Source organism: Streptomyces sp. NPDC041940 (assembly GCF_055589465.1).
The window spans coordinates 192,546-204,466 of record NZ_JBVJBP010000009.1; the positions used below are offsets into that span (position 1 = coordinate 192,546).

At 69.5% G+C, this 11,921-nt stretch carries 9 protein-coding genes and 1 tRNA gene; 6 read left to right on the top strand and 4 right to left on the bottom strand.

Translation table 11 applies throughout. The features are described 5' to 3' along the window. Window positions 1-149: 149 nt before the first annotated feature. The 6 genes from ACZ6I3_RS17995 to ACZ6I3_RS18020 all read left to right on the top strand — a co-directional run bounded on the left by ACZ6I3_RS17995 (window position 150) and on the right by ACZ6I3_RS18020 (window position 6,642). Entirely contained in the window at window positions 150-1,826 is a 1,677-nt protein-coding gene (locus tag ACZ6I3_RS17995) for an eCIS core domain-containing protein (RefSeq protein WP_469415604.1), read from the top strand. Between the two features lie 240 nt (window positions 1,827-2,066). After that, window positions 2,067-2,876 (top strand): hypothetical protein, encoded by an 810-nt coding sequence (locus ACZ6I3_RS18000; RefSeq protein WP_469415605.1) that lies wholly within the window; start codon window positions 2,067-2,069, stop codon window positions 2,874-2,876. Window positions 2,877-2,999: 123 nt separating this feature from the next. Further along, entirely contained in the window at window positions 3,000-3,779 is a 780-nt protein-coding gene (locus ACZ6I3_RS18005; RefSeq protein ID WP_193478283.1) for an HAD-IIA family hydrolase, read from the top strand. Between the two features lie 115 nt (window positions 3,780-3,894). Beyond that, on the top strand, window positions 3,895-4,581 hold the full coding sequence (locus tag ACZ6I3_RS18010; protein ID WP_469415606.1) for a hypothetical protein: 687 nt from the start codon (window positions 3,895-3,897) through the stop codon (window positions 4,579-4,581). 6 nt (window positions 4,582-4,587) lie between these two features. Further along, the gene (locus ACZ6I3_RS18015) at window positions 4,588-5,271 is read left to right on the top strand and encodes a class F sortase (protein ID WP_469415608.1); all 684 of its coding nucleotides are present in this window, start codon (window positions 4,588-4,590) and stop codon (window positions 5,269-5,271) included. 333 nt (window positions 5,272-5,604) lie between these two features. Further along, window positions 5,605-6,642: a glycoside hydrolase family 6 protein gene (locus ACZ6I3_RS18020; protein ID WP_469415610.1), complete on the top strand. Its 1,038-nt coding sequence runs from the start codon at window positions 5,605-5,607 to the stop codon at window positions 6,640-6,642. A gap of 84 nt (window positions 6,643-6,726) precedes the next feature. Here the strand turns inward: ACZ6I3_RS18020 and glxA are convergent, their stop codons facing one another. The 4 genes from glxA to ACZ6I3_RS18040 all read right to left on the bottom strand — a co-directional run bounded on the left by glxA (window position 6,727) and on the right by ACZ6I3_RS18040 (window position 11,902). After that, entirely contained in the window at window positions 6,727-8,667 is a 1,941-nt protein-coding gene (gene glxA, locus ACZ6I3_RS18025) for a radical copper oxidase GlxA (protein ID WP_469415611.1), read from the bottom strand. After that, complete coding sequence (locus tag ACZ6I3_RS18030) at window positions 8,664-10,667, bottom strand: glycosyltransferase family 2 protein (RefSeq protein ID WP_469415612.1); 2,004 nt, start codon at window positions 10,665-10,667, stop codon at window positions 8,664-8,666. The genes glxA and ACZ6I3_RS18030 overlap by 4 nt, the downstream gene beginning before the upstream one ends. Before the next feature lie 323 nt (window positions 10,668-10,990). Continuing rightward, the gene (locus tag ACZ6I3_RS18035; protein ID WP_469415614.1) at window positions 10,991-11,704 is read right to left on the bottom strand and encodes a FadR/GntR family transcriptional regulator; all 714 of its coding nucleotides are present in this window, start codon (window positions 11,702-11,704) and stop codon (window positions 10,991-10,993) included. Between the two features lie 124 nt (window positions 11,705-11,828). After that, window positions 11,829-11,902: transfer RNA gene (locus tag ACZ6I3_RS18040), tRNA-Lys, on the bottom strand. Window positions 11,903-11,921: the final 19 nt, after the last annotated feature.

The following is an 11,921-nucleotide window of genomic DNA, read 5'->3' on the forward strand; positions in this document are numbered from 1 at the left end:
GAAGGCCCTGGGGCCTCGCCAGGGCGGCGGCCCTCTCGGGCCCCGGGCCTTGCCCTCAGGTGTGCGCGTACGGACATGTTCTTCTCGCGGCGGCTTCGATAGACGTGGTCGGTCGATCGAGTGTCAGGTTCCGGGGAGAGGAAGATGACATGCGGGACTTCCACCAAGGGCGTGCCGGTGCGGCCGACCGGGAGGCGGGCGGATCCTCCGTCAGGCCACCCGCGTCACCCCTGAGCGCGGCCTGGATCCGGCATGTGCAGCGCGTGGCCGCGGCGGGCAACGACACACACGACACGGCACCCGAGGCCGAGCACGCCCAGGTGCAGCGGGCCGCCCTCGACCGGGCCCTCGGTTCCCCGGCCAGGCCGATGGAGCCGGGCCTGCGCTCCGAGATGGAGCAGCGCTTCGGCGGGACGGACTTCAGCGGCGTCCTCGTGCACGACGGGCCCGCGGCACGCGAGTCGGCGGCGGTCCTGGAGGCCAAGGCGTTCACCAGCGGCCGCCATGTCGTGAACGGCGGCGCGATGACCAAGAAGGACTGGGCGCACGAACTGGCCCACTTCGAGGACCAGCAGACGGGACCCGTACCGGGCAAGGACAACGGGGCGGGCGTCAGCATGTCCACCCCGGGCGACGCGGGCGAACGCCACGCCGACACGAAGGCGGACCGGGTCATGAGCGGGCCGGCGCCCGTGCAGCGCACCGCCAGTACCCAGAAGGCCGCGGCCGCCGGCTGCCCGGGCGGGGACGGCTGCGGCGGCGACGGTACGGCGGTCCAGCGCCTCCACGTCATCAAGGCCGGCTCCACGGAGTACCCCAAGAAGCAGCCCGACTCCGAAGACTTCTTCGTGGGCCAGGACATCAACGACCAGGGCAGCTGGTACGACGAGCGCTCCCGTTACGCGCCGCCCAAGCCCCACCTGGTCTACGCGGGCGAGGTGGACCTCGCTGTGTCGGACGGGTTCGACCTGGCCGTGGAACACGCCGGCGACGGCAAGGAACCGAAGAACTTCTTCGCCAGCGACAAACAGCTCAGCGCGTCCATCAAGAACCTTCCCGGCGCCAAACAGAACCGCGGGCTCTCGCTGTCGAAGACCGGCAGGACCCTGACCATCGAGGAATCGGGCCGCAAGGTCGTCCTCTACGAGGTCGAGCCCAAGTACCGCAAGGAGAAGGGCGGCGAGAAGACCAAGGGCCTCGACGTCCTCACCCCGCAGCGCTGCAACGAGATGATCGGCTTCGTGACCGGGCGGCCGTCCATGTACCGCGAGGCCGACAACCGCTACTGGGAGACGATCGAGCAGTTCCTCGTGCGCATGGAGCCCGGCGGCGGCTGGCAGGGGAAGTTCCAGGAGGCCATCGACGGCGGCGACCCGGCCGGATACGACCAGATCACCTTCGGCATGAGCGGCCGCTTCCAGCAGCTGGTCCGGGAGTCCCCCGAGAACGCCGAACGGGTGCTGCAGGACCTGCAGGCCAACCAGCACGCCGCCATTCCCAGGGTCGGCGACGGCATGGTGACCATGGCACGGCCCGACGCCCAGCAGCACGAGACGCGTGTGGAGGCCCGGCGCGAAGGCACCGACAACCACATGGACTACCACTACGGCGGTGTGGTCGCCGTGAGTGGCAACGACTTCATCACCATGGAGAACTACGCGCGCGAACAGCACGACGACAGCATGAACACCCTCGACCGCAACGATCCCCTCTGGTACTTCCGGATGTACGGCAAGGAGACCGGCCGGACCTGGCACGAGGGCTGGACCGGCTCCGCCGGCAACGGGTTCCTGGGCGCCACGCTCACGCTGACCCTGCGCCGCTGAACGGGAACGCGGATGCCGCCGGCGCGGAAACCACCCGACCCGAAGGTCGTCGAGCATCTCCGGCACGCGCAGCGGTGCGCCGGCAACGCGGCCGTCGTCCGCATGCTCCGTGCCGGAGGGAGGAGCGGGACGGCCTGAGGGCGACCGTGTCCGCCGACCGGGCGGATTCGCACCGCCGTCCGGGGGCCTTTCCGGGCCGCGTCGCTCGCGATCGCCCGCATCCGGCAATGTCACATCTCCATGCGACTCTGTACGGCCGCTCACCTCTGCCTGGCGGCAGCCGCCGCCGTCCTGCTGCCTGGTGCCCACCCGGCGTACGCGGACGATCCGGCGCCCGCCTGCGCCGCGCCCGACGACCACACCTTCCCGCTCACCACCCGCGTCCACGGCGGGCCGGACTCCTACACGGCCGGCGGTGGGTACGGGACCTGGTACCTCGACCTGACCAACACGACCGACCGGACCTGCACCGGGATCCATCCCGTCGTCGTGCTCGTGGACGACAGGCGGGCCCTGGAGGCGTCCCAGCCCCGGCTGGAGTTCTTCGAGGGGACGCGGTCGCACACCGTGCGCTTCGAGAAGAGCGGTGAGGACGAGCTCGTCGGGGCGCTGGCCGATGACGAGGACCGGTTCGCCGGGTTCACCGTCGGGCCGGGGAAGACCGTCACCGTGAAGGTGCGGCTCGCGGTCACCTCGGACGCCGTGCCCAACGACGTCACCGCCAACGCCGCCGTCGTACAGCGGCACGACGACGACGGCGACTGGGTCGGGCAGTCCAACGACTACCGGTTCGGCATCGACAGCGACGCCCCGGTCGACGGTGGTGACGGGGAGACCGACGGCGGCACCGACTCCCAGCCGGATCCTGACCTTGATCCTGATCCTGATCCTGAGCCGGAGTCGACGGCCTCCGTCCCGCCCCGCGAGGACCGCTTCCCCTTCGCCGAGGAACTCGCCCGCACCGGCATCGGCGTCCGGGTCGCCGCGGCCGCCGCGGCGCTGCTGCTGGCCGGGGGCGGGGCACTGCTCCTGGCGCGCCGCCGCCGCTGAGCCGTCCCGCCTGTCGGGATGCCGTGACCGGCCCGTTCCACATGATCCGGCCACTGTTTAGGCTGGGCCAGGCAGCCCCAGGGCGCACGCTGGACCGGACGCGTACGGCAGGAGATCCCGCACATGGCAGACCGCAAGCCCATCGAGTCGTGGCTCACCGACATGGACGGTGTGCTCATCCACGAGGGCGTACCGATCCCCGGCGCCGACGCCTTCCTGAAGAAGCTGCGTGAGTCCGGGAAGCCCTTCCTGGTCCTCACCAACAACTCGATGTACACCCCGCGCGACCTGCACGCCCGGCTGCGTCGCATGGGCCTGGACGTGCCGATCGAGAGCATCTGGACCTCGGCCCTGGCCACCGCCCAGTTCCTGGACGACCAGCGGCCGGGCGGGTCGGCGTACGTCATCGGCGAGGCGGGCCTGACCACCGCGCTGCACGACATCGGCTACATCCTGACCGACCACGAGCCGGACTACGTCGTCCTCGGCGAGACCCGCACGTACTCCTTCGAGGCCATGACGAAGGCGGTGCGGCTCATCCTGGGCGGCGCCCGCTTCATCTGCACCAACCCCGACGAGACCGGCCCCTCCACCGAGGGCCCGCTGCCCGCGACCGGCGCGGTGGCGGCGCTGATCACCCAGGCGACCGGCAAGAAGCCGTACTTCGCGGGCAAGCCGAACCCCCTGATGATGCGGACCGGCCTGAACGCCATCGGGGCGCACTCCGAGTCCAGCGCGATGATCGGCGACCGCATGGACACCGACGTGCTGGCCGGCATGGAGGCCGGGATGCAGACGTTCCTGGTGCTCACCGGCCTGACCCGGCCCGACCAGGTCGAGGACTTCCCGTACCGGCCCTCGCAGGTCCTGGACTCGATCGCGGACCTCGTCGACCGGGTCTGAGGAGGCGGCGCACCCGCGCCCAAACCCGTCGCCACCCGTTCGGAGCAGTCGCCGCGTCCCTGAGGATGCGGTGACCCACCGTGCGGGGGAGGCTCCAGGCATCTGGAGGTTCACGATGGGTTCCCTGAGAGTCACGCTCTGCACGAGCGCCCTGGTCGCGGCTGCCCTCACCCCGGCGGCGTTCGCGGTGGACGCGGGGGGTTTCTCGGTGACCCCGGCGACCCCCGCACCCGGTGGTGACGTCGTGCTCCGCGTGACCGGCTGCGCGGCGAGGACGGCCGTCGCCGCCTCGGGGGCGTTCGTCGCGGACGTCCCGCTCACCGTCACCGACGGCGAACTCATCGGCGAGAGCCGCGTCCCCTCCACGCTCAGGGCGGGGACGTACACGGTGAAGATCACCTGCGGGGGCGTCGAACGGACCAGCACGTTCACCGTCCGCGAGAGTCGCCAGAGCAAGGAGAGAGAGGGCCCGTCCGCCGCCAGGGGCGCGACCGGGGCCGCCGGGCAGCCACCCGCGCCGGGAACGGGCGGCCGGCAGCCCCTGCCCGAGGGCGGTGGTCCCTCGCCCAAGCCCCGACTCGTGGATGAAGGCCAGGGGTCCCCCTCCGAGCGGCCCAGAGCACACGCCTCCCCCATCGCCCCCGTCGAAGCGGGCGGTGGCGGCGCCGCCCACCTCGTCGCCGCCGAGGACCGCGGTGCCGGGCCCGGCACCGCGCAGACAGTGACCGGCCTGGTCCTCGCGGGAGTGGCCGCCGTGGCCGTCGCGCTCGGCAGCGTCCGCCGGAAGCGCGGAACGGACTGACCGGCCATGTCCGAACTCGACCTGGACCGGGTGCGCACCCGCCCCTCGGGCACCGGCCGACTGCTGGCCGGCGTGGCCTGGGTGGTGCTGCTCCTCGGACTGTGGCTCTGGGGCCGCGAGGTGACCGACGTACGGCACGGCATCTCCGCGCCCACCACCGGCGACATGGCCGCGGCCGGACGCCCCCCGGACGTGAAACTGCCCCCCGCGCACCGCCCGCTGGGCGACGCGCTGCCGCAGCGCGTCGACATCCCGGGCATCGGTGTCCAGGCCCCGGTGGTGGCGCGCGGCCTGGACCGGCGCGGGGCGCTCGATCCACCGCCGTACGACCAGCCGGGCGTGGTCGGCTGGTACGCGGGCGGGGTGGCACCCGGGGCGCCGGGGACCGCGCTGCTGGTCGGTCATGTCGACAGCGAGACCCGGCCGGCCGTCTTCTTCAAGGTCAGTGCCCTGCGGCCGGGCCAGACGATCCGGGTGATCCGGGCCGACGCCAAGGTCGCCGAGTTCACCGTCGAGTCCGTCCAGGTCCTCACCCGCGACCGCTTCGACGCCCATCAGGCCTACGGTCCCCGCCGGTCGGGCCGGGCCGAACTGCGGCTGGTCACCTGCGGCGGCAGCTTCGACCGTACGACCGGAAGCTATACGGCGAACGTGGTGGTGTCGGCGTACCTCACCGGTACGGGACTGTGAGTGGGGAAGCTCCACCTGACCCGGCCGGCGACCCGCTCCCCCTGAAGTCGACGACCGGGCCGGTCCTCGACCACGCGCGCACAGGCTGCGGGAGTAACCCGGCGAACCGCGCGGGAGGCCACGGGAGACACGGTGGGTGAAACTCTGGCCGGAGGCCGGGTACGTGCTGAGAAGACTGTAGAACCAAAGGGCCACCCGGGCCTAGAGGTTGAATACGTCAAGTCCCGATACGGTGGCGCTGCGTCATCCACCCAGGTGGGGTTCGGCCTCGTGGGTGTCGCGGGACGTATGTCAGGATTGAGACTTGGAACGGTGCACCCAAGGGGGAGTTGGATGTACGGCAGCAGGGGGGCCGGGACGACCGCCGGGAGGCGGATGTCCGCAGTGGTGCTGGGGGCGGCACTGCTGATCACGGGGTGCTCCTCCTCCGACGGAGGAGACGGATCGGACGGCGGCGCGGACGCCGGCGCCGGGATCACCCAACAGCCCAAGGAAAAGGCCCCCTTCTGGGTCAACCCGGACGGCACCGCGGCACAGCAGCTCGCCGCCCTGGTGAAGTCCGGCAAGAAGCAGGACGCCGAGCAGATCCGCAAGATCGCCGAGCAGCCCGTCGCCGAGTGGGTCGGCCCGGACACCCCCGAGGAACAGACCCGGGGCTTCACCGAGGCCGCCGACAAGGCCGGCCGTACGGCGCTGCTCGTGCTCTACAACGTCCCGCACCGCGACTGCGGCCAGTACTCGCAGGGCGGCGCCGCCGACGGCAACGCCTACCGCGAGTGGCTCGACGGCGTGGCGGCGGGTATCGGAGACCGGTCGGCCACGGTCATCCTGGAACCGGACGCCCTGCTGCACCTCGTCGACGGCTGCACACCGGAGCAGTTCCACGAGGAGCGCTACGACCTCCTCAAGGGCGCTGTCGCCAAGCTGAAGTCGCTGAAGAACACGAAGGTCTACCTGGACGCGGGCAACGCCGGCTGGGGGCACCCCGACCAGATCTTCGAGCCCCTGAACCGGGCCGGCATCGAACAGGCCGACGGCTTCTCCGTCAACGTCTCCAACTTCTACGCCACCGACAAGTCCATCGCCTACGGCAAGCAGCTCTCCGCCAAGGTCGGGGGCAAGCACTTCGTCATCGACACCAGCCGCAACGGCAAGGGCCCCTACACCCAGGGCAACCCGGACGAGCGCTGGTGCAACCCGCCGGGCCGCGCGCTGGGCGAGACGCCCACGACCAAGACGGCCGACCCGCTGGTCGACGCCTACCTGTGGGTCAAGCGCCCCGGCGAGTCGGACGGCGAGTGCAAGGGCGGCCCGAAGGCGGGCCAGTGGTGGTCGGACTACGCACTGAAGCTGACCAAGGCCAGCTCCTAGCAGCCGGGACACAGGAACCAGGCACCGGGACAGACGAAAGGGGCGCCCTCCGCACAGGAGGGCGCCCCTTTCTGCGGGGACGAACTACGGCACCTTGACCCACTGGGCCTTGCTCGGTGTCCCCTTGTCGTCCGTCACGAACAGCATGTACCAGCCCGCCTGGACCAGGTTCCGGTTCTCCGGCACGGTCACGCTCAGCTTGTCGCCGGACGCCTTGAAGTCCAGGGCGATCGACCGCTGGTCGACGTCCGTGACGTGGGTGGCGGCGCTCGGCCTGATCAGCCGGACCTTCTTGACCTTGGACGCGCTCGACGAGGTGAACGTCCCCGTCCCGCCGCGCTCGATGGTCTGCGGCCCGCCGGACAGCGAGGGCCGCTCCCCGTCGCCGTAGAGGTACGGCGGCGTGTAGATCTCGATGCGCTGCTCGAACTCGCCCGGCTTGGTGTTGGCCGCGTCGCCGTACAGCGAGTCCGAGCCGAAGAACATCAGGCGGCCGTCGGGCAGCAGGATCGACCCGGAGTGGTAGTTGCGGCCCACCAGCGGGTCGGCGACCCGCTTGAGGTCGTTCTTCTCCGTGTCGTAGAGGTGCGCCTGGAAGATGTTGGAGTCGCCTCGACCCCGGTAGTCCTCCGAGCCGCCCGAGATCAGCACGTTGTCGTCGGGCAGGATCGAGGCGTTCGGGTAGCGGGTGCCCTTCTCCAGGGACGGGCCGTCCTCGAAGCTCGGGTCCGCGTCCTTCAGGTCGACGATCCGGGTCTTCTCGCTGGACTCCTCGGACTCCCCGACGCCACCGCCGCCGACCACCATGTACTTCTCGTCCTGCGCGGGCGGCAGCAGCACGGTCCCGGACGTCTCCATGAGCTTGGGGTCGCTCAGCCCCGGGATCTTCTTGAACTTGTTGGTCTCCACGTCCCAGACGCCCGGCTCACGGCCCACGTCGTCCGGCCCGTAGCCCGCGTTCGAACCCGAGTAGAAGACCTTGCCGTTCTGCATGAGGAACAGCGCCGGGTAGGTCGGGAACTGCCGGACCTTGCCCGTGTAGGACCATTTCTTGGTCTTCGGGTCGAAGACCTCGTTCTTGCCCGGGACGAGCTGCCCGATGTCGTCGAGGCCGGAGACGCTGAGGATCTTCCCGTCGCTCAGAGTGGTGAGCGTCGGGTACCAGCGGGCCTCCTTCATCGGGTCGACCTTGATGTACTTCTCGGCCACGGGATCGAACTCGAAGGCGTCCCGGATGCCCTGGAAGTCCTTCTTGTCGAGGGCGAGCTTCTGCGCGATGCCGTAGGTGTTCTTGGCGTCGGCGCCGCTCAGGCCGTGCACCTTGTAGTTGTCCTGCGTGCCCGTCTCGTACTTCTTCCCGCGCTTCTGCGCCTCGACGTAGATACGGCCGAGGCCCGGGTCGTTGCGCAGGAACCTGCCGGTCGCCTTGTCGAAGACCTTCTTGGCGCGCGGCACGAGCACCGGGTCCTTCGAGACGAAGGTCTTGCCGTTCTCCTTGCCCGTGAACCTGGTGCCCGCGGGCAGGGTGATCGGCTCGTCCGGGTTCTCGTTGTGGACGATCATCAGGCCGCCGGCCTTGGTGACGTCACCCTGGAGCTTCTCGTACCGCTTCGTGCCGCCCGCGATCAGCAGATTGCCGTTGGCGAGCTGGGTGTGGCCGGTGCAGAACAGGTCGGCGGGTGTGGGCACTTTCTTGATGGTGCCCTTGACCGGATCCCAGATGCGGGTGTCGAACTTCTTCGCGTCGAAGTTGTCCTGGTTGTTTCCCGACCCCGCGACGAGCAGCACCTTGCCGGTGCGCAGCAGCGCCGCGTGGATGGTGTTCTGCCGGTATTCCTCGGGGAAATCGACGATCTCCCACTTGCCGTTCGCGGCCTTGTACTCCGGCTTGTTGATGGTGTACTGGTGGTATTTCTCGGTGCCGAAGCGGTAGAGCCACGGCCCGTTCATCCCGGCCAGCGCGAGTACCACCGCCGTGCCGATCGCGAGTCGACGGGCCCGGCGGCGGCCTGCACGGTCGTTCATTCCTTACGTCCCCCAAGTCCACCAAGGGCGATCTGCATGGTCTGGTCGGATCCCCCGACCTCCCCGTCGCCGCCGGGACCGGCGGCCCAACTGGGCTTGTGCTGCGGGGCGTGCGACGACGTCGGCTGCTGCGGAATCGGCAGCGGCTGCGTCCGGTGCGGCCCCGCGGAGTCCTGCGGCTGCTCCACGGCGGGTTCGGCGGGCTTCTTCGCGTCCTGCTTCAGCTGCCAGCGCCAGGCGAAGACCGGCGAGGCGGTGATCAGCAGCGCGAACGTCGCCCAGATGATCATCGCGGGGTGGGCGTGGCCGAAGACGAAGCCGGCGGCGATCGACCCACCGAAGATGGCGACGAAGTACCAGTGGTAGCGGAACGTCCCGAACCACCGGTCGGGGCTCGCGGAGTCGCCCTTGGGCGTGACCACGAACTTGCTCTTGCGCCGCAGCATGGAGTCGATCAGCGCCTTCGCGTACAGCGGCGCCGACAGCGCGGACATCACCATGCCGGCCACACCGCCGGAGCCCTCCGGCTCGTGCGGCGAGACGTTGTGCCGGCGGTTCCAGACGTACAGGCCGATCTGCAGGGCGGAGGCGTTGCCGTAGAGCATCAGCCAGACCGCCGGGTCGATGTTCACGCCCGAGGCGCCCAGGCCCAGGAACAGGCAGCAGCTCAGCGCCGCGAGGATCCAGTTCAGGGCCGACATCGGGTAGAAGATGATCATCATCGTGTAGTTGAAGAGCTTGCTCGGCGGAAGCGAGTACCAGCCCTTCCAGTACTGCCCGATGATCGTCTCGTACGTCCCTCGCGACCAGCGCATCTGCTGGGTGAAGAAGTCCGTCCAGGCGCTGGGGCCCTCGCCGACCGCCAGCACGTCCGGGGTGTAGACCGAGCGCCACTTGCGGCCCGTCGCCGGGTTCTTGTGGCGGTGCATCTCGAAGCCGGTCGCCATGTCCTCGGTGATCGAGTCGTACAGACCGCCGATCTGCTTGAGCGCCTTGATGCGCACGGCGTTGGACGTGCCGACGAACATGGGGGAGCCGTAGCGGTTGCCCGCGCGCTGGATCAGCGCGTGGAAGAGGAACTGCTGCGACTCGGCGGCCTTGGTGATGGCGTTGTCGTAGTTGCCGTAGACCTGCGGGCCGATGACGAAGCCGACGTCCGGGTCGCGGAAGAAGCCGAGCATCCGCTCCAGGTAGTTGGGCAGCGGCACGTGGTCGGTGTCGACCGAGGCGAAGAAGTCGTAGTCGTCGCCGTGCGCCTCGAGCCAGGCGTTGTAGTTTCCGTGCTTGGTCTTGGCGCGGTGCGGGCCCTTGGCCTGGTTCCACTTCGCGACGCCCTTGCGGGAGAAGTGGTGCACACCGAGGCGCTGGCAGACGGCCTTCACATCGGGGTCGTCGCCCTCGTCGAGCAGCCAGACGTGCATCAGGCCCCGGTGCCGGATCTTCACGGCGGCTTCGAGGGTCTTCGTCACCATGTCCAGCGGTTCCTTGCCGGGCACGAAGGAGGTGAGGAAGGCCACGCGGGTGCCGCTCTCGGGCACCACCGGGATCGGGTCGCGGGCCACGAGCGTGGCGTGCGCGTTCGACAGCACGTTCATGCAGCGGAAGAACTCGATCAGGCCGATCGAGACGAGCATGACCATGTCGAGCGTGGGCAGCCAGTCGAAGGCCGGGTAGTCGCGCTCGGTCCAGTGCTCGGGCTGGAGCAGCCAGAACAGCAGGACCAGGGACAGCACCGGGGCCGCGGCCAGCATCAGGGCGACCCTGACGCGGTGCGGCTCCTGCGAGATGAGCGAGCGGTACTGCACCTTGTACGGTTTGTTCGGATCGGGCTGGGTGAGGGGACCCGCGAGCCGGCTGTAGTGCTCGTAGTCGTATCTCGGCAGATTCTTCTTGATCCGCCGGAAGGTCCCCGTCGTGCTCATCCGATGCGCCGGCACCCTGAGCTGAGTGGTCTGGGACGGGTCGTGGTCCTGCCGGGCACCCGTGGGCCTCGACGTCATGAGTCATCCCCCCACACGCGGACTCCGCGTGTTTCGTCGCTTTCTTTCCGTCCGTGAAGGTCCCCCTCGACCTTCACAGACGTACCAGTGGTGGATCGCTGTCACCACGTCATCCACACCTTATAGACACGGCAACGCGACCTTCCGGTTGCATGATGCCCCCCTCGGCATCGCTCCATGGCGGGGCCCCTACTCCCGCCCTGTCGGCAACCGGTCCTGCTGCCCCCCAACTGCCGCTAATCCGCAGCATCTTCAAAAACCAGATAACCAGGGTTCTACGGCGTTCATCATGATCGCAAGACGCGAAACGCGGTGTTTACCGGTCATACGCGTTCATTGTGACGCGTGGGGGGACTCTGTGGAGCCGTTGTGGACAGACGGGCGCGGATGTTGCCGAAGTGCTCTCTTATGGCCTCCTCCGCCCGCATCGAGTCACCGGACCGGACCGCGTCGAGGATCTCCCGGTGCTGCCGGCAGGTGACCTTCGGGTCCTGCGGCTCGCCCCCGAGGTCCGTACGGACGCGGTGGAAGGCGTCCCAGAACGCCTCCAGGACCTCGCACAGCAGTGCGTTGTCCAGCCCTCGGTAGAGGGTGGCGTGGAAGGCCCGGTCGGTCTCGGCGAGGCCGGCTCCGCGCGCGGCCTCCTCATCCATACGGTCCACGAGCGCGTCCAGTTCAACGAGGTCCGCGTCCGGTATCCGCCCCGCGAGCCGCGAGACGAGCCCTGTCTCCACCGCCTCCCGCAGTTCGAGCAGCTGGAGCAGGGAGTCCTCGCCCCGGTAGTGCCCGGCGACCGTGCGGAAGGCGAGGCCCTCGATCATCGGCGCGAGTGACATCGGGCCGACGTAGGTCCCGAACCCGTGCCGGATCTCGACGATCCCCATCGCCTGGAGCGCCTTCAGCGCCTCCCGCACCGAGTTCCGGCTCGCGCCGAGGTACTCCATCAGCTCGGGCTCGGTCGGCAGCGGGGCCCCGGAGGCCAGCCGGCGGTCGAGGATGAGCTTCTTGATCCGCTCTTGTAGGTCACGCGCTGCCATGGCGAGAGGGTATCCGGCCAATCACACGGTGCACCGGGTTCCGGCCAGACGGGGAGGGCTCCGGAGAGAGGGGCCCGGCGGGACACAAAAAGCCCCCCGCTTCCGCGAGGGGCTTTCCGGTCGGTGCGCCGCCAGGGACTCGAACCCCGGACCCGCTGATTAAGAGTCAGCTGCTCTAACCAACTGAGCTAGCGGCGCGCGCTGACGGCGTAACTCT